We start from the raw sequence: 19,114 nt of genomic DNA on the forward strand, positions 1-19,114 counted from the left end.
AATAGTCCTTAAACAGGTATTTCGCACCGACTGCGTTGATCTGCCCATGGTGCGTAGGTAGGCGGATTCTTAATAAACTTTTCACATACTTTTAGACGTGGCGGGTAGTAGTCAGCTTTATCAGTCACTAGCATGTCTAATATTTTTGTGTCGTCAGATACTAGATTGCCGTTGGCATCTTTTTTCATGAACAGCTCACGATAGACGGCAAGGTAACGACCAGCTTGTGTTTTCCAAATAGCAATAGACTTGTCGACAGAGATTTCAGACTCTTTTTGCACTGATGGAATACGTGATACATTCTCAAATATTTCACCTTTGGCAGCTTCGACGACTTCAAGGCAAAAGGGATAAGCACCAGCAAAGTACTGTGTAGGGCTAATCAACATCTGTAATTCGAGCAAGTGACCAGTAGAGCCAAACTCGACCTCAGAGCGAAACCAAGGACTTTCAGCATCACCGAACTTTTTACCTTTCTCATAACCACGGTAAAGCTTGCCGTTTTCACGTTTGCCAATCTGCAAGGTACGACCACGCCCTTTGTGACGCTTCCAATCGCCTAAGTGCTGAACACTTGGCAAATTATTGGTAAGGGCAAACATACCTTGACTATCAGCGTCATTAGCTATCTCAGGTGATGAATAAGCACCGTTAAAGTCATCATGGGCGTAATCGATACGTGTGAGCTTAGAGCGCTGTGCGTCATATTTGAGCCAGTTGTAAAGATTGTATTCCCAGTATTCATTGCCATATTGGCAGCCAGTGCCCGTTATCATTACTAGGATGGTATTATTTTGACCACCGAAACAGATATGACCGAGCTTGGCATCGTGGTCACCAATGGTGAAAGCAAACTCATAAAAATTGCGACCAGAGCCGTTATAAGTAATATTGGAAAAATCACTACCAAAAATATCTGCTAACTGTGCGGAAATATGGAAAGCAAACTCATGAGCATGGGATTCTTTTTCTTCGTGCGTAAGCTGTGGATCATTAAAAATATTTGAATAAAAATCACCGATGGTTTCTACACCGAAAACAAAGTTACAAGCATCTACGATGACTTGCTCAGAACCACAAGGAATACGAACAGGTACTAATAAATCATTCCCTTTTTTGTCTTTTACTAATAACTGCTGGGTAGAGGCGATTTGATTAATCTTTTCTCTATAACCTGCGGTGTCATGAATAAGACCGAGAGATTGTGCTTGTTCCTGAAAGATTGTGCGTAAGCATGGTTGAGCTTGTGAATCAGACATCCGTAACCCCCGTGTTACTATTGGGGGTCTTGAAACTTCCGTCCCCCCGATATAATTCGTTTTTCTATTGGTCAAATATGTTTAATAATTTTTGGTTGTGCTCTGAAATAATGTCTGTATATACGTTAATGTTAGAAGGCGTTAAACCATTAAAAACAGCAACAGATTCAAGATAGGTAAGCGTTTCTTGACCAACGTCTGCGACATTGCCAGTAGCGATGGTCTGACTGGCTTTCTCAGAAACTAGGCGAGCAACAGTGTCTATAGAAGCCTGTAAGAACTCGATGTCGGTTGTAAATAATCTAGTAGCCATAAAGCAACCTATACAGTGATTAGCCTAAGTACAGCCCAAAAACATTCATGAAACTAAAGGGATTGGACGTGGGCTGTGGGTCAGTCATTAACCTTAAATAACGAGGGGATGTTATCTAAGGTTAATAACTCGACCTTCTAAAGAAGAAGGTCGTGGTTTATCTATTCATTAGTAGCAACCATATAAGGGCGTTTCTTTGGTGGTTGTCTTAACACCTTGTAAAGACTAAATAACGAAATATGCAAAGCCATCAAAAGGTAAAAACAAAGGACTAATAAAAGAATAAGGGTTGGTAAAAGCTGGTGTAATTCAGATATTAATTCGTCAGAAACTAGTAGGTTCATTTCTAGAAATGGTTGGTAGTTCATTACTCACCCCTATCATCTGAAGGGAAAAAGCAGTCATAACATGAACCTAAATCATCACGAAAAAATGTAGAACCACATTCACAAACAGGTACAGATTCTTTTAATAGCTCATGACGTGCAAGGATGCCCCCACCAACTTCCAAAGAGGAAGTTTCAGGAGGGCAGGGACAAAGAGTTTCTTCACGGATTGAAGTATCTTGGTTATTTTTAGGATAAGAACGAGATTTACTACCAATTCTATTGCGTCGAGCATAAGCAAGAAGCAAAGGCAAAGAAGTATAAGAAATCAACTTTTCATGATGAATAGGGAGTAAATGATAAATAGTATAAACAGGTGTACCGTGTATGATAAAAGTCAAAATAACGCGAGAGTTACCCAGTTCGGTCTTATCAACCTCAACCGTTCTATATCTAGTTCTAAGCTTAAAATTCTTCATAATAAACACCCCTGAATAGTGTTGATAAATAAGGAAAAAACATGGAATTATTAATAGTTGCAATAATTTTTATACCTATATTTCTATTCGTATTTGTATCAATGAATAAGAAAAATAGTGATAGAGATAGTTATAAACATGATTACGAATATGAAAGAGAACCTGATAATCGTAAAAGTAATAGAACACCAATCAAATCTAGCTATCTAATGAGCGCACACGAAAAAACGATGTTTGGTGAATTGAAACAATCAGTTCCTGAATGTCACATATTTGTTCAAGTGGCATTAGGTGCGATACTTTGGACAAGTAGTTATTCAACTAGAAATAAATTTAGTCAGAAAATTGCTGACTTTGTTATTACTGACCAAAACTTCAAAATACTTGCAGTCATCGAATTGGACGATAAGAGCCATAACGGTAAAGAGAGTAAAGATGCAGAACGAGACGAGATGCTGAGAGAAGCAGGATATAAAGTATTGCGATATCCAGTAATGCCACCTAAGGATCAGTTACGTTCAGATATACTTTCTTAGATTAATTAGTGTAAGATTAAACTAACGAAAATAACTATCTGTTCTCATATTGTGAATTTATAACAATAATGAGAATTAAGCAAGCGTAGGAGAAGACCATGAAACTAGAAATGCTCATAGCAAGGGCGAAACATTTTGAGAAATCACAGAAGAAAATGGCAGAAAAGCTAGATACGTCACCAAGCAGATTTAGCGATTGGAAGACGGGAAGGATAAAACCAACGCCATTTGAAATCTTCCGTATAGCAGAAATGGCAAGGGTTGAGCCTGAAAAGACGTTCTATGATGTGATGACAGAAATTGACAAAGAAAATGCAGATTATTGGTGCGCTCGGCGGGAATCGAACCCACGACCCTCGGCTTCGGAGACCGATACTCTATCCAACTGAGCTACGAGCGCAAAAGTGCCTAGAAATAAAGACCGCTTAGTCTAACAAATAAAAGTCATAAAGCCAATGAATGAAGCCAGCTATTGAGGTTTTTTAAGAAAAAACAGCATAGTCCGCAAACAGGCATGGCAATCTACCCGTCTTTTCCCTTATAATGTCAGGGAGAATCCATATTTATAATCACCGATTACAAGTGCGCTCGCATGCGGGATGGCTGTTTGCTATTGACAACGGTTTGTTGTCAAAGGAGGACAGACAGAATGTCTAAGTCATGCTGACCCTTGTATACGTAATAAGAGAACGTGACGAATGAGAAAAGTAGTTATGTTATCGGCAGCTGCCATTCTAGGAATCGCTAGTATCGCTGTGAGCCAAGCTGAAAGTGCTATAGATACACCCGTTACTATATCTGCTGTCGCAGAAGGCAAAGAGGTTGTCGAAAATGCCCCTCAAAAGCTAGGTGATGAGCCTCAAGCGGCGGCTGACACTACGGATGGCGCTGCTTCTGCTGATGCAACTGCACAAGCAGACGCGACAGCAACAGATGCACCAGCCGAGGCAACTGCGGCAGCCGCACCAGCTGCTGTCGAAGAGCCAATTCCACAAGATACGCCGCAAGTAAAAAAGCTGATTGCGTTATATCCGAACCTGATTGCTCGTATTCAGCCTGTTGCCAAAATATGTTTTGAAGAAGATGAAGTTTGTGACGTGACGGCTCGTTCTGCTGGTCCAGCTGCAGGCGATGGTCCTCGTGATGGTAAAGCAGTCTATAACGCAGTATGCCAAACTTGTCATGCGTCAGGGCTGCTCGGCTCTCCTAAGTTAGGTGATGCGGGTGCTTGGGGACCTCGTATAGCAAAAGGTAAAGATACCCTATATACCCATGCTATCAATGGTTTCAATGCTATGCCTGCCAAAGGCGGCGCAGATATTCCTGATGAAGAAGTGCAAAATGCCGTTGATTATATGGTTGGTGAAGCCAGCTAGTTTTTATTGCTAAGGTGCTTTAATATCGCACTTTAAAAGGCAATAAATAAAAAGCACCTATCTCATAGTGAGGTAGGTGCTTTTTTATGTATGATTGATAGGACTCATGTCGTCGTTATGATATTCCACCGTTGAAATAGCTTCCCTTCAGCCTCACATTAATACACGACAGCAACGATTATAAGAATTGGCATGCTGATACAGCATTTTTTAGATTAATCATTCATAAAGAGGTATTCATGTCTGAAGTACCAGCACTATCGATTCAGAATTTATCCAAAACTTATAGCAACGGATTTTCGGCATTAAAAGATGTCAGTCTTACGGTTCCGCAAGGGGGATTTTTTGCGTTACTGGGACCAAATGGTGCTGGTAAGTCAACGATGATTGGCATCATCAGCTCGCTCTTTAAACCAACAGCGGGTAGTGTTCATATCTTTGGTACGGACTTGTTATCTGATCCCTCAAAAGCCAAGCAATTTTTGGGCGTAGTACCGCAAGAGTTTAACTTTAATCAGTTTGAAAAAGTTGAAGACATTCTTATTACTCAAGCAGGCTATTTTGGCATTGCAGCAAAAGAAGCAAAACCGCGTGCAGAGAAGTTGCTTAAAGCTTTAGGACTTTGGGACAAACGTGACAGTAAATCGCGTGAGCTCTCAGGTGGTATGAAGCGTCGATTGATGATTGCACGGGCGCTCATACATAAGCCACGTCTATTGATATTAGATGAACCGACTGCTGGTGTAGATATTGAGCTACGCCGCTCAATGTGGGAGTTTATGGAACAGATTAATATTGAAGAAAACACCACCATTATTCTAACTACGCATTATCTTGAAGAAGCTGAGCAGCTGTGTAAGCGTATCGCGATTTTGGATCACGGTGAAATTCGTATCAATACTGAAATGAAAGATTTGCTTGCGCAGTTATCGGTTGAGACTTTTGTCTTTGATGTGGCGACTCCGTTAACACATCAAATAGTATTAACTGGTGTGACGGATGTCGTGCAGCCGGATGATTTGACGATTGAGGTAACATTGACAGAAGGTGAGTCGTTAAATGGTGTCTTTACTCAATTGTCTGAGCAAGGTATTACGGTCGCGAGTATGCGTAATAAAGCCAACCGTTTAGAAGAGCTGTTTATGCGTCTGGTAGATAAAAGCCTACATGAACCTTTAAGCTCGTAGCTCTTTAGCATTAGCTACCTTTGAAAGTTGGGCTTTATAACGAATTTTTATGAATAATAAGACCGTATTAATAAGTCTTCATTCAATATGTATATTAAATAGAATAATCAGATAGGCAACTCTGTTTGCACTAGAGACTATTTACTCTAGCAAGCATAGGCGCTTAGGAGAGATACCGCATGAACTTTGCACAACGCTGGATTGCATTTCGCACTATTTTGGTTAAAGAGGTGCGCCGGATTCTACGTATTTGGCCGCAGACGTTATTGCCGCCAGTCATTACCATGAGCCTGTATTTTGTCATCTTTGGTAAGATGATTGGACCACGTGTGGGTGAGATGGGCGGTGTGCCGTATATGCAGTTTATCGTGCCTGGTTTGATTATGATGGCAATCATCACTAACAGCTATTCTAATGTGGTCTCAAGCTTTTTTAGTGCCAAATTCACCGCCAGTATTGAGGAGCTTTTGGTCTCGCCCGTATCAAAACATGCTATTTTGATGGGCTATATCAGCGGTGGTATTTTCCGCGGATTAGCGATTGGTGTCATTGTCTCGATCGTGGCGCTGTTCTTTACTGATTTGGGTATTGAACATTTATTTGTGACCATATTTACTGTCCTTGGTACCTCGATTCTGTTTTCATTGGGCGGCTTTATCAATGCAGTATTTGCCCGCTCTTTTGATGATATCTCTATCATTCCAAGTTTTGTATTAACGCCGCTGACCTATCTTGGCGGGGTGTTCTACTCGATGGAAAACTTATCACCATTTTGGCAAAATATCTCATTATTGAACCCAATCGTTTATATGGTCAACTCATTCCGTTATGGGATTTTGGGCTATTCTGACGTCAATGTCTGGTATTCAATGGGTGCTATTTTTGCTTTTTGTGCGATATTTTATACCATTGCCTATCGACTATTAAGTGACGGCTCGCGCGTACGTCTGTAGGAAAATTAAGGTTTATATAAATCTTTCATCCCGTTCGAGCACTTGAACTGGTTAATAATCTTACTAAGACTTTAAATATTATTTAATTTCAATCATTACTATTAGGAAATACCAATGAGTATCCACGGTATCTTGGGTGAACAAACCACTGATTATCCAACTGAGTATAGTCCAGAGACGTTATATCCGATTGCTCGTAGTATGGGGCGAGAGGTCATTGGTTGGCAGGATGATAAGCTAGAGGTAGGTATCGATTGGTGGCAGGCATTTGAGCTGTCATGGTTAAATGAGCAAGGTATATCGCAGGTCGCGATAGCACGCTTTGGCATTCCGGCAAGCTCGTCATTTATTGTTGAATCAAAGTCATTGAAGCTTTATCTAAATAGTATCAACTTTACTGAATTTGGTAGTTGGGAAGCAGTACAAACGCTGATAGCGACAGATTTGTCGAAATGCGTACAAGCTGAAGTTAACGTTGAATTGTTTGACTTAGAGGATGAGCATTCAGGGCTATTGATCGCTCAGCCTGATGGCATTTGTATTGACGATGCACTAGCGGACAGTACTGAGAAAGTAGCATTAACGCTGCATCCTGATGCGTCATTATTAGAACGTAATACAAGTGATGCTAAAATATCAGAGGGTAAAACTTTTAGCTTTTATTCTAATCTATTACGTAGTAATTGTCCGGTCACCAATCAGCCAGATTGGGGGACATTGGCAGTTTCGATAACCAGTAATAAGCCAGTTAATAACGCAAATATGCTGCATTATATATTAAGTTTCCGTCAGCATAATGGCTTTCATGAGCAATGTGTCGAGCAGATATTTGCTGATTTGAGTCAATACTATGAGCCAAGTGAGCTCATGGTTCGTGCTTGGTATACACGTCGAGGTGGTATTGATATCAATCCTTGTCGTGTGAGCGATATTGCGTTATTGCCTGTGCCTAGTCGTTTGATTCGTCAGTAAGAAAAGCATTGTGAATGGTTTTTAAGTAAATCTCTAATTATAAAAAAAGCGCCTATCTCATATAATGAGATAGGCGCTTTTTATGGTACTGATTTTATCGTTGCACTATTTACCGCTGACTTTAGCTACTACTTCATCACGGCTAAGTAGTTGCTTCTCACTATCACGGCGATTGACGTACTCGTATTTATCTTCTGCCAAGTTACGGTCAGATACTACGATACGATGCGGAATACCAATCAGCTCAAGGTCAGCAAACTTCACGCCTGGGCGCTCATTACGGTCATCAAGCAATACATTGATACCAAGAGCTTTTAGCTCCTCGTACAATGCCGTTGCTGTTTCCATAACGGTGTCTTCTTTTGATTTCATTGGCACGATAGCGACTTCAAAAGGTGCTAAAGAATCACTAATATCTGGGGTTGATGGCCACATAATGCCGTTTTCATCGTTGTTTTGCTCAATAGCAGCAGCGATAATACGGCTGACGCCAATACCGTAACAACCCATCATCAAAGTGACCGGCTTGCCATCTTCACCTGATACCGTGCAGTTCATCGCTTGCGAGTATTTATCACCCAACTGGAAGATATGACCGACTTCGATACCGCGTTTGATCTGTAGCGTACCTTTACCATCAGGAGAAGGGTCGCCTTCGTGTACATTGCGAATATCAACAATACGGGTGATATGCGCGTCACGCTCCCAATTCATACCCGTCGTGTGCTTATTAATTTCATTGGCACCAGAGACAAAGTCGGACAATGCTGCTGCTGCACGATCAACAAAGACTGGCATATCAAGCTCGACGCCGATATAGCCTTTATGCAGACCAGCGGCTTTTAGCTCTTCTTCCGTTGCCATCATTAAAGGAACATTGGCTTCTTCAATTTTTTCGGCTTTTATGGTGTTTAGCGTATGGTCACCGCGTAATACCACAGCGATAAGCTGCGGCTCACCTTCTGGCGTATGACCTTGCACAATCAATGTTTTGACAGTTGTAGCAAGCGGAACGTTTAAGTGCTCAGCAACGGCTTCACAGGTTGGCATATTGACGGTATCAATATTCTCGCGAGCCATCGTCGCAGGCTGGCGTTCTGCCGTACTCACAGATTCTGCAAGCTCAACGTTGGCAGCATATTCAGACGAATCAGAGAAAGCAATATCATCTTCGCCGCTGTCTGCTAGGACATGGAACTCGTGAGAGGCAAAGCCACCTATTGAGCCAGTGTCGGCTTGTACCGCACGGAAATCAAGACCTAAGCGCGTGAATATGCGTGTATAAGCGTCATACATCTCATCATACGTCTTTGCCAGTGACGCTTGGTCAACGTGGAACGAATAAGCATCTTTCATAGTAAATTCGCGTGCGCGCATCACACCAAAGCGTGGACGAATCTCATCACGGAACTTATTTTGAATTTGAAAGAAAGTAATCGGTAATTGCTTATAACTGCGCAGCTCGCCTTGGGCAAGATTGGTGATGACTTCTTCGTGCGTCGGTCCCAACACAAAATCGCGGTCATGACGGTCTTTAAAGCGTAGTAGCTCAGGACCATAGTCGTTAAAACGTCCGGTCAGCTGCCAAAGCTCAGCAGGCTGAGTCATCGGCATAAGCACTTCTTGAGCGCCGATATTTTGCATCTCTTCGCGAACGATACGCTCGACTTTTTGCAATACGCGCAAACCCATTGGCAACCAGATATATAATCCAGAAGCGATTTTGCGAATCAGACCGGCTCTAACCATTAATTGGCTTGAAGCGATATCTGCATCACTGGGTATTTCTTTTAGCGTGGCAAATAAAAATTGACTGGCTTTCATAAATAAAGCGGAACCTTATCGACGATAAAATAAATAAGAAATAGTAGGATGTTGAGCGTGTGGTTTGATAGCCGACGCAAGATTACCTGTTATTACTTGGTAATAGTGTAGGACATGCCCTAGCTAGAAAGTACTACAACAGACAGTACGCTAGTGAGCAGTGCGTTCGTAAACAGCATTTAAAAAAGGATATAACATATTATTTTGTATAAAAATATCAGACTTCATCGAGCACTGTCTTTAGCATAAAGCTCGAAAAATACCTGTATACCGATATTTTAAGCATACAACCTGACTATGTTAGGTAAAGTTAGCCTAAGACGCAATGACTTTTTGTTTTTTCAGAGCGAAGGTTACTTAAAGGGTTGAATCAGACGGCTATAACTCGATTATTTACCAGTTCTAAATGTATTTATAGCAAATGAATAAGTGGTTTTTTGAAAAGTGTATTATTGGTAATTATGTAGAGTATTGGTAGTCATTACTTGAAGTTGCTGCTTAAAAACAGCATTTATTATTTAGTACGTGATTTTTTGTGTAGTTCTAATAATAGGTATAGTGAATTCAGCATTAAAACAATATAGCGGGACTGAAATGAATTTTACGCAGCCTCTGTCAGCGTAGGCATAGCATGCCAGAAAAGTTTACAGCAGTTCCGCGTTGGAATATAACGTATCTGTTCTATTTGGAATCGACTATAGTTATAAAAATAATCGATAAAATTATGATAAAACCATAAAGGTGTTTATATGAACAGTTCTGATAATCGAACTCCTCTTGATACGACTGATTCAAAAGCGAAAAAATCTATCGCTATGATGTCGTGGATCGTATTGCTTGCTGGTCTCACAGCCATCGTTTTCGCTATCTATACTGTGCAGAATATTACCAAAGAAGAGCCCATAGAAACCATCACTCGTGAGGGTGTGGTGACACAAATTCAGAACTTGAATCGTTTGGAGACGGTGGCATTCAGCGTTGATACGGTGATTACTAGTCAGCGTTCAGGCAGTTGGATGAAGCTATGGCAAGATGAGCAAAAGGCGCTATTTATTGCTCGTGGTCGCGTAGAGGCAGGCATTGATTTGAGCGCATTGACACCTGAGATGGTACAAGTGATACAGCCTACCGAGTCGGAAGTAAATGATGCTGAAAACGCTGATGTTAATGCCTCCGTTTCTACTATGCCAAAAATTAATATTACGCTGCCGCCATCAGAGATATTTTCAGTCTATCTAGATGATATCGAGATTTACGATTGGCAAACGGGGGCTTTTGGTATGATGCAAGTCGATCCAAAAATTCTAAAACAAGCACAAAGCATGGCAAAAGCCGAGGTGCTTGAACGTGCTTGCCGCGGTGATGTCATGACAATGGCGTTAGATAACGCGCAAACTCAGTTACAGCAGTTATTTGCATTAACTGGCGCAGTAGTGACGGTCACCACGCAAGGCGCTGGTTCATGTCAGTTGCCTTCAGTCGCTTCAGCATCGGCAACTGCTACGGTTAACAAATAATTAAACCCATTCTCAGCAGATAATGGTTGTATAGTCAGCGAAAAGTAATATCGATACATCAAGTACTGCTGATATTAATTTTCCTTGCTTGCTGTGCCTACGCAGACAGAGGCTACAAAAAATTTATACCAGCAGCACTGTAGCGTTTTTGAGATATTTTAACTATAGATATTACTCTTTTTTAAATTCAGCAATCGCTAATTGGCGTGCCAGTTTATGCTCAATGATTGGCACAGGATAATCAATATCTGCAAAGGTACCATTCTTGTTCAGTGCCTTGCGCATTTTGTCTTCGCTATGCAAGATGCTGGTAGGAATCGGTTTTAATTCAGGTAGCCAAGTCTTAATGAATATTCCCTCAGCATCATGGCTTTTAGCTTGGCTAAAGGGATTCATAATACGAAAATAGGGCGCAGAATCTGTACCTGTTGATGCGCTCCACTGCCAGCCACCATTATTAGACGCAAAGTCACCGTCTATCAGCTGCTGCATAAAGTAACGCTCACCCCAGCGCCAATCAATCAATAAATCTTTAGTCAAAAACATCGCGGTAACCATGCGCAAGCGATTGTGCATAAAGCCTGTCGCATTAATGCAGCGCATCGCTGCATCGACTAATGGCACACCCGTTTTGCCCTCACGCCATGCTGCAAAAGCATCTTCATCATATGACCAGTTGATTTTCTTATCAGTCTCATATTTATACGCTTGATGGCGGATAAGCTCAGGTTTATAGTCTAAAACATGGCGATAAAAATCTCGCCAAGCCAGCTCGCTTATCCAGCGGTTGATGTCGTTATTGTCACCGTTGTCAAAGTTGTCACCATCATTTCCATGTAATTCCCCTAATGCCTGAGTAGCTTGTAAATAACACACTCTAGGACTGATTGTTCCAATAGTAAGGTAAGCGGATAGCTGACTGGTCGCCTGTAAGCTTGGCACATCGCGGCTCACATCATAGTTATTGATATTATCCGCGATAAAGTGCTCTAATCGATGACAAGCAGCAACTTCGCCAGCAGGATAGGCAAGGCGCGCTTGGCTAATTTGCTTGTCCGTATCTATATTTTGATAGGGTTTATGAGTTTGTAGATATTCTTGATAGTCGTGTACAGTTTTTTTGCACAATGCCTCTATATCTTGAATAGTGTTTGCACTGTTTTCTGATAATGTTAAATTAACTTGTTTATTATCTATGACGGCAAGTGCTGTATGAATTTGTATGTCACTAACCTCCAAGGTATGCCGCCATTTTTTATAAAATGGGGTAAACACTTGATACATGCTGTCATCATTGGTAGTGATACTTTTCGGTGGTAAGATACATTGGTCATGCCAGCGGATAAACTCAATATCAGTCTCGAGGAGCTTTTTGGTTAATTGCTCATCACGCGCAACCTCATTACCTTCGTACTCATGATTTGCCATCACGCAGCTGATATTATTTGTCTCACATAATGCGCTCAACGCAGCTATACAATCAGTAAAATTAGGGCAGATTTGCAAGGTTAAAATGATGTTCAACTGGTGCAGTTTTTCTGCGAGGATAGGGAGTGTTCGCGCAATATGATCAAGCTGTGTAAGCGACATGTCATGTGCCTGCCACTGCTCAGGGGTAAGAAAAAATACCGCGCTGAGCTGAGCATTGTCTTCGTTTGCACGCTCACACATGGCAGCCAAAGCAGTATTGTCATGAACGCGTAGATCACGGCGAAACCACATGAGATAATGCAACTGATGAATATCCTCGACTTTGTTGTGTGAATTATTTTTTATCGCTACCGCCGTTTTAGACATTCATCTATTCCCATATTAATCAATCGCAATCATAAACAAAACTATGAATAAAAGTATGCTAGGATAAGTTTTTGGATGCAATTGATTTGCTCCTTTATTAACAAATCATCATATTCAGTCTTTCGCAAGGTCACCTCATGCACGTTAAGTTTTGTGGATTTACTCAACTTGATGATATTAAAGCTGCTGTTAAGCTCAATGCGGACGCCATTGGCTTTGTGTTTTATCCGCCAAGTCCTCGTGCGGTTACAATCGAGCAGGCGCAAATATTGAGTGCTGCAGTACCGGCTTTTATCAGTGTAGTGGCTTTGGTCGTCAATATGCCTGAAGATGAGCTTATTGAACTGGCAAATCATGTCTCTTTTGATATTATCCAATTTCACGGCGATGAAACGCCCGAGCAGTGCCGTCAGCTGGCAAGCAGCGTCAATAAACGCTGGATTAAAGCGTTGCGTGTCAATGCTGAGCAAGATACGCTCGATAGTGTAAAGATGCAAATTGACAGTTTTGCCGCAGCAGGGGCGAGCAGTATATTACTAGATGCCTACCATCAGCATAAGTATGGCGGCACAGGCGCACGCTTTGACTGGAGTTTGATACCGAATGACAGCTCACTACCGATTATCTTAGCGGGTGGGCTTGATGCTGACAATGTCGCTGCCACAATAGAGCTGCCTATTTACGCAGTCGATGTCAGCGGCGGTATTGAGATTGATAAAGGCAAAAAAGACCCCGCTAAGATTCGCGCCTTTATGAAAGCGGTAAAACGCGACCGATGGCAAAACGAGACGCTTGGCGAACCTTCGAATATAAATAGTTAGCTTTACTGCTGCCACATTGCCAAAGCAAACTATATAAACAGTTTTCCCTATAGTTATTCCAAAAAACAGCTATCCTAAAAAATACCACTTATTACAGTAGGAATTACCATGAGTCATGTCGCTAACAAAGATGTATCTGCCACCGCACACGCTATTAATAGCTTTACCAATCCAGAAAGCGTGCAAGATTTTAACCAGTATCCTGATGCGCGAGGACATTTTGGCGTCCACGGCGGACGCTTTGTCTCTGAAACCTTGATGGCAGCGTTAGAAGAGCTAGAAACGTTATATAACACAGTCAAAAAAGACCCTGCGTTTTGGGAAGAATATCACAATGATTTGGTCAACTATGTTGGACGCCCAACGCCTCTCTATCATGCCAAGCGTCTAAGTGATGAGATTGGCGGTGCGCAAATTTACTTTAAGCGTGAAGACTTAAACCATACTGGCGCTCATAAGGTCAATAATACTATTGGTCAAGCGCTCCTTGCCAAAATGAGTGGCAAAAAACGTATTATTGCAGAGACTGGAGCAGGGCAACATGGCGTTGCGACGGCGACGATTGCCGCGCGTTTGGGACTAGAGTGTATCGTTTATATGGGCGCGGACGATGTTGAGCGTCAAAAGATGAACGTCTACCGTATGCGCTTATTGGGTGCGACAGTTGTGCCGGTAACATCTGGCTCACGCACTCTTAAAGATGCGATGAATGAAGCGATGCGTGACTGGGTTACCAATGTGGATAGCACATATTATATTATTGGTACGGTTGCAGGTCCGCATCCTTATCCATTACTCGTACGCGACTTCCAAGCAATTATTGGTAAAGAAGCGCGTGTGCAACATCTGCAAATGACGGGTAAATTACCAGATGCGCTAGTCGCTTGTGTTGGCGGCGGCTCAAATGCCATTGGCCTGTTCTTTGACTTCTTAAATGATAATGACGTTAAAATGTATGGCGTGGAAGCAACAGGTGATGGTATTGAGACGGGTCGTCATTCTGCACCATTAGCTGCTGGTCGTATTGGTGTATTACACGGTAACCGTACTTACTTGATGGCTGATGATGAAGGTCAAATCCAAGAAACCCATTCTATCTCCGCAGGTCTTGATTACCCTGGTGTTGGTCCTGAGCATAGCTTCTTAAAAGATATGAAGCGTGTTGAGTATGTTGGTTGTACCGATAAGGAGTCGTTAGAAGGTTTCCATGAAGTCACGCGTAAAGAAGGCATCATTCCGGCGCTTGAATCTGCTCATGCGGTCGCTTATGCACTGAAGCTGGCTAAAACGATGACTCCTGATCAAACTATTATCGTCAATATGTCTGGTCGCGGCGATAAAGATTTGCATTCGGTGATGAAGGCAGAAGGGATTGAGCTTTAGAGTCATTTTCTAGCTTAAAAATTATTAGTATATTATTCATTAAGTTTCATAATGCCCTCTATTAAATCTAATAGAGGGTTCACAATATAAATTTATATTATTCGATTTTGAAAAACGCGCTAGATAGCCTATTAAGAAGGGTTTTCCATTATAGAATTTTTTGAAAAAGCAGAGGGTTAGCAAAATGGCAAAAGTCACACCTTCTATGGCAAAAAATCAGATTAAACGTAGCCTATTACAAGTTATAGACACTCATCCTAATAAGTCCCAGAAGCAGCAAGTTTGGAATTACTTTGATAATAAATGTGCTTACTGCAATATAGTTATTGAGCCTAATAGTCGCAAAGGTCATCTTGACCACCTGCATGCTGTAAGAGATGGAGGTAGCAATGACGTTTATAACTTTGTGCTGGCATGCAATATTTGTAATGGTGATGAAAAAAGAGAAATGCCTTGGCGAGAATTCTTAGTTATTAAATGTCAAAATCTACCCAATTCGGTTTATGTAGAACGCTTAGCATATATTGAGAATTGGCATCAGAAATCTCTTATTAGTCAGTTAGATGCTGACTTAGTCTTTCAAGTCGATGCCATTATAGAAACCGCCCAAGCAAGTTTTGAGAATTCTATTAAACAGATGCGTGCCTTACGCGATTCAATGACAACAAATTAATTTTAAAATTATAAGAGACCACTATGACCCGAATTGAAAGCACCTTTGAAACCCTAAAAGCACAAAATAAAAAAGCACTCATCCCTTATGTGATGGCAGGCGATCCCAATCCAAGCAACTTTGTTGGCTTGCTGCATGATTTAGTCAAGCATGGCGCAGATATGATTGAAGTGGGCTTACCATTTTCTGACCCAATGGCAGATGGTCCAACTGTTGCGTTAGCAGGCGAGCGTGCATTGGCAGCGGGTACAAGCACTCGTGATGCGCTAAAGATGGTTGCAGAATTTCGCCAGCAAGATACGCAGACGCCAATTATCCTGATGGGTTACCTCAATCCAGTAGAGATTATCGGTTATGATAACTTTGTTGCGCTATGCGAGCAGTCAGGCGTCGATGGTATCTTGATGGTTGATTTGCCACCAGCAGAAGCGGGTAGCTTTACCCAGCATTTGACTGAGCACGCGATGAATGAGATTTTCTTATTATCACCAACTACGCTGGCTGAACGTCGTCAGCAAGTATTGACTCATTGCGGTGGTTATATCTATTACGTGTCTTTAAAAGGCGTGACGGGTTCAGCAACGCTAGATACTGACGATGTTGCAAAGCAAGTACAGGCCATTAAAGCAGAGACGGATTTGCCAGTATGTGTGGGCTTTGGTATTCGTGATGCAACTTCTGCCAAAGCAATTGGTGCTTATGCGGATGGTATTATCGTCGGTAGTGCATTGGTACAGAACTTTGCTGATATCGATGCCAATGATATCACTGCAGTCGCTAATGCTCAGCAAAAAATTATGGCAAAAATGGATGAGTTACGCGGCGCACTCGATAGTTTATAAGCACCCGCTCAAACAGTTGGGTAAATTATCGTCACAATATTTATGAGGGTATTTATAACAATGTTTATAAAGACACAGGCAAATGGCTTTGCTAAAGTTAGTTTACGTGTGTAAACTAACATCACATATAAATGGTCACAGTTATGCATTAGCGTGCCTTATAATTGCTAAAGTCATGAGGATATGTGACGATTAAACTGATTCTTATAAATGGACTCTTACGGACAAGTGCACAAGTGAGCTTGCCAATAAGCCTTAGATAATGGCGAATAATATGACTGATACGATGACAAAACCTGATATAAATAATGATAGTACAAGCCTGCAGCAGAATGGCAATAAAGCCGGTCAATCATGGTTTGAGCGCCCGATTCCGGGTATCAAACAGCAATTAACGGCGCAATTGACCGCTGTAGAGACAGAGCCTTCTACAAAATGCAGCAGCTGCCATTCGATCATTACCAATACAGCGCTGATTTTTAACTGTTACGTGTGCCCGCATTGTGACCATCATTTACCGATGAGTGCTCGTGAGCGCTTGAACTGGCTGCTTGATCAAGTAGAAGGCGAGCTTGGGCAAGAGTTTACCGCCAAAGACCCGCTAAAGTTTGTAGACAGTAAGCCGTATCCAAATCGCATGGCAGAAGCACAAGAAAAAACGAAAGAGAGTGAAGCGTTGATTGTGCTACATGGCAAATTACGCAATCTCGATATCGTAACTTGTGCGTTTGACTTCCGATTTATGGGTGGCTCTATGGGCTCGGTGGTTGGCGACCGTTTTGTTCAAGCTGCCGAAAAAGCCCTCGCAGATAGAGTACCTTTGGTCTGTTTCGCTGCCTCTGGTGGTGCGCGTATGCAAGAAGGCTTGCTATCACTCATGCAAATGGCAAGAACAGCAGCAGCAATTGAGCGTTTGAGAATTGCTGGCGTGCCATATATCGTGGTACTGACCAATCCTGTTTATGGCGGTGTGACCGCATCTCTTGCGATGCTTGGTGACATTCACTTAGCAGAACCAAAAGCCATGATTGGCTTTGCTGGTAAGCGTGTGATTGAACAGACAGTACGTGAGACACTAGAAGAGCCGTTTCAACGTGCAGAGTTTTTGCTAGAGCATGGTGTGGTTGACGAAGTGGTACATCGTCATCAAATGATTGATACTATTTATCGTCTGCTGGCAAAACTGTGTAGCGTACCCAACGTTGATGCTCAGTAGGTAGTAAAAATAAAAACACGTGGGTTAGATTCAAGCAGCTGTTTTATAATTTCACTGCATAATGATCGAGCGGCGTGCTAATATCTGCCAAATATGTAAAACTAATGAATAGCATTTATCGTGAATAACGGTAAATGCTATTTTTGCTTTGTAGCAAGCTAGTTATACTCTCTTTATTTTTTTATATAAGTTTTATCTTTTATCTCAAACTTTGATATAGGTTCTGTCCATGTCTGATTCTTTAGCGTCTCATAGCCCCAGTAGTACCCCTGACAACCAAGCCTCTTTAACCGAATGGCTGAATTATATGCAGCAGATTCATGTCTCGGCGATAGATATGGGGCTATCACGAGTACTACCAGTTGCTGAGGCATTGGGAGTCATACAATCAGCCAAAGATGACGCCTATGTATTTACGGTTGCAGGTACTAATGGCAAAGGCTCGACGACTGCGGTCATCGCGCAGATGTGCCAAGCCGCAGGATATAAAACTGCTTTATATCAATCGCCGCACTTGAGCGTTTTTAACGAGCGGGTACGGATCGATGGCGAGATGGTCAGCGATGAAACCCTGATTGCTGCCTTTAGCAAGGTAGAAGCGGCACGGTTGCAATGTGATTTAACATTGTCATTTTTTGAGATGACAACACTGGCCGCATTGTTGATATTCGCGGAAGCGGATTGCGATGTTTGGGTGTTAGAAGTAGGGCTGGGCGGTCGCTTAGATGTGGTCAATATCATCGACCCTGATATGGCAGTGATTACCAATATTGCCATCGATCATGTTGATTGGTTGGGTGATAATGTGGAAGCCATCGGAGCGGAAAAAGCAGGTATTTTACGTGATGGGATTAGCGTCATTTACGGTGCTACAGAGATGCCAAATAGCGTACAGCAAGCGATAGATAAGCATCAGGCGACTTGTTATCAAGTCAGTAAAGAGTTCAGCTATTGTGAAAATAATTCGACTACGTGGCAATATAGCAATGCCGCTGTCACTCTACAATTGCCTCAACCCGCACTGTCATTGACCAATACTGCCAATGCTCTGTCAGCAGTACTTGCAAGTCCCTTAGACGTCGATACCAATGCTATAGAGCAAGCGCTAAAAACAGTTAAGCTTGCCGGTCGCTTCGATTATCGTGAAGTCCATGAGCGTCATTGGCTATTTGATGTGGCGCATAATGATCAAGGCGTTGAGTTTTTATTGGCGCAATTATTACCGCTTTGGCAGCAGCATTTAACACAGCAAAGTACATCTGAACAAGTTAATCAAACTTCAGGTGAACCTGCTACCATTAAAATGTTGTTTTCTATGCTAGGTGATAAAGATATTAATAAAGTGGTGCAGCGTTTGACGACAGCAGGCTTACCAATCAGTGATTGGTTCATCGCTGAAATTGATTATCCACGTGCTGCCACTACGGAGCATTTGCAAGGTATCTTAGCGAGCTATGTCGATGATGCTCAGATACATGAGTTTGCGCGTTTGCAAGAAGCCACTCATGCGATTATAAATGCCAGTCAGCCACAAGATTTGATTGTAGTCTGTGGCTCTTTTCATACGATTGGAGAGGCATTGTCTACGCTTGAAACGCGATAATTTACGTTAAAACATTGACTGTTTGATGTTAGTCTTA

At 42.0% G+C, this 19,114-nt stretch carries 17 protein-coding genes, 1 tRNA gene and 1 pseudogene; 13 read left to right on the plus strand and 6 right to left on the minus strand.

The window, feature by feature from the left end; translation table 11 throughout:
* Positions 1 to 8: 8 nt before the first annotated feature.
* The 3 genes from H0262_RS11160 to H0262_RS11170 all read right to left on the minus strand — a co-directional run bounded on the left by H0262_RS11160 (position 9) and on the right by H0262_RS11170 (position 2,377).
* Complete coding sequence (locus tag H0262_RS11160) at positions 9 to 1,259, minus strand: replication initiation factor domain-containing protein (RefSeq protein WP_181210814.1); 1,251 nt, start codon at positions 1,257 to 1,259, stop codon at positions 9 to 11.
* A gap of 64 nt (positions 1,260 to 1,323) precedes the next feature.
* Entirely contained in the window at positions 1,324 to 1,572 is a 249-nt protein-coding gene (locus H0262_RS11165) for a hypothetical protein (RefSeq protein WP_181210815.1), read from the minus strand.
* 367 nt (positions 1,573 to 1,939) lie between these two features.
* Entirely contained in the window at positions 1,940 to 2,377 is a 438-nt protein-coding gene (locus H0262_RS11170) for a hypothetical protein (RefSeq protein WP_181210816.1), read from the minus strand.
* A 41-nt stretch (positions 2,378 to 2,418) separates the two neighbouring features.
* Between H0262_RS11170 and H0262_RS11175 the strand changes: the two genes are divergently transcribed.
* Together H0262_RS11175 and H0262_RS13295 are read left to right on the plus strand one after the other, a co-directional pair.
* Positions 2,419 to 2,913 carry a DUF2726 domain-containing protein gene (locus tag H0262_RS11175; RefSeq protein ID WP_181210817.1) on the plus strand — a complete coding sequence of 165 codons (495 nt, stop codon included), beginning with the start codon at positions 2,419 to 2,421 and terminating at the stop codon, positions 2,911 to 2,913.
* Between the two features lie 110 nt (positions 2,914 to 3,023).
* Positions 3,024 to 3,170: pseudogene (locus H0262_RS13295) on the plus strand (helix-turn-helix domain-containing protein); the annotation flags it as partial.
* A 66-nt stretch (positions 3,171 to 3,236) separates the two neighbouring features.
* Here the strand turns inward: H0262_RS13295 and H0262_RS11185 are convergent.
* A tRNA-Arg gene (locus H0262_RS11185) sits at positions 3,237 to 3,313 on the minus strand.
* Positions 3,314 to 3,611: 298 nt separating this feature from the next.
* Here H0262_RS11185 and H0262_RS11190 point away from each other — a divergent pair.
* The 4 genes from H0262_RS11190 to queF all read left to right on the plus strand — a co-directional run bounded on the left by H0262_RS11190 (position 3,612) and on the right by queF (position 7,401).
* Positions 3,612 to 4,289 carry a cytochrome c5 family protein gene (locus H0262_RS11190; protein WP_149492903.1) on the plus strand — a complete coding sequence of 226 codons (678 nt, stop codon included), beginning with the start codon at positions 3,612 to 3,614 and terminating at the stop codon, positions 4,287 to 4,289.
* Between the two features lie 239 nt (positions 4,290 to 4,528).
* A complete protein-coding gene (locus H0262_RS11195; RefSeq protein WP_011512828.1) occupies positions 4,529 to 5,476 on the plus strand; it encodes an ABC transporter ATP-binding protein in 948 nt (315 codons plus the stop codon).
* A gap of 179 nt (positions 5,477 to 5,655) precedes the next feature.
* Positions 5,656 to 6,429, plus strand: a complete 774-nt coding sequence (locus H0262_RS11200) for an ABC transporter permease (protein ID WP_181210818.1) — start codon at positions 5,656 to 5,658, stop codon at positions 6,427 to 6,429.
* A gap of 114 nt (positions 6,430 to 6,543) precedes the next feature.
* A complete protein-coding gene (queF, locus tag H0262_RS11205; protein WP_181210819.1) occupies positions 6,544 to 7,401 on the plus strand; it encodes an NADPH-dependent 7-cyano-7-deazaguanine reductase QueF in 858 nt (285 codons plus the stop codon).
* Positions 7,402 to 7,506: 105 nt separating this feature from the next.
* Here the strand turns inward: queF and H0262_RS11210 are convergent, their stop codons facing one another.
* Positions 7,507 to 9,225, minus strand: a complete 1,719-nt coding sequence (locus H0262_RS11210; RefSeq protein ID WP_181210820.1) for a proline--tRNA ligase — start codon at positions 9,223 to 9,225, stop codon at positions 7,507 to 7,509.
* 749 nt (positions 9,226 to 9,974) lie between these two features.
* Between H0262_RS11210 and H0262_RS11215 the strand changes: the two genes are divergently transcribed.
* Positions 9,975 to 10,742: a DUF4230 domain-containing protein gene (locus H0262_RS11215; protein ID WP_181210821.1), complete on the plus strand. Its 768-nt coding sequence runs from the start codon at positions 9,975 to 9,977 to the stop codon at positions 10,740 to 10,742.
* Positions 10,743 to 10,913: 171 nt separating this feature from the next.
* Here H0262_RS11215 and H0262_RS11220 read toward each other — a convergent pair whose 3' ends face one another.
* Entirely contained in the window at positions 10,914 to 12,539 is a 1,626-nt protein-coding gene (locus H0262_RS11220) for a deoxyribodipyrimidine photo-lyase (protein WP_181210822.1), read from the minus strand.
* A gap of 137 nt (positions 12,540 to 12,676) precedes the next feature.
* Here H0262_RS11220 and H0262_RS11225 point away from each other — a divergent pair, with 137 nt between their 5' ends.
* From H0262_RS11225 to H0262_RS11250, 6 genes are all read left to right on the plus strand, one after another.
* Entirely contained in the window at positions 12,677 to 13,360 is a 684-nt protein-coding gene (locus tag H0262_RS11225; RefSeq protein WP_181210823.1) for a phosphoribosylanthranilate isomerase, read from the plus strand.
* 180 nt (positions 13,361 to 13,540) lie between these two features.
* Positions 13,541 to 14,743: a tryptophan synthase subunit beta gene (trpB, locus tag H0262_RS11230; RefSeq protein WP_181210862.1), complete on the plus strand. Its 1,203-nt coding sequence runs from the start codon at positions 13,541 to 13,543 to the stop codon at positions 14,741 to 14,743.
* 184 nt (positions 14,744 to 14,927) lie between these two features.
* Positions 14,928 to 15,416, plus strand: coding sequence for an HNH endonuclease (locus tag H0262_RS11235; protein WP_181210824.1), 489 nt, complete (start codon positions 14,928 to 14,930; stop codon positions 15,414 to 15,416).
* Between the two features lie 23 nt (positions 15,417 to 15,439).
* Entirely contained in the window at positions 15,440 to 16,258 is an 819-nt protein-coding gene (trpA, locus tag H0262_RS11240) for a tryptophan synthase subunit alpha (RefSeq protein WP_181210825.1), read from the plus strand.
* Positions 16,259 to 16,520: 262 nt separating this feature from the next.
* Positions 16,521 to 17,474 (plus strand): acetyl-CoA carboxylase, carboxyltransferase subunit beta, encoded by a 954-nt coding sequence (accD, locus tag H0262_RS11245; protein ID WP_181210826.1) that lies wholly within the window; start codon positions 16,521 to 16,523, stop codon positions 17,472 to 17,474.
* A gap of 229 nt (positions 17,475 to 17,703) precedes the next feature.
* Positions 17,704 to 19,077 (plus strand): folylpolyglutamate synthase/dihydrofolate synthase family protein, encoded by a 1,374-nt coding sequence (locus H0262_RS11250; protein WP_181210827.1) that lies wholly within the window; start codon positions 17,704 to 17,706, stop codon positions 19,075 to 19,077.
* Positions 19,078 to 19,114: the final 37 nt, after the last annotated feature.

This window comes from Psychrobacter sp. D2 (genome assembly GCF_013608135.1).
GTDB lineage: Bacteria > Pseudomonadota > Gammaproteobacteria > Pseudomonadales > Moraxellaceae > Psychrobacter > Psychrobacter cryohalolentis.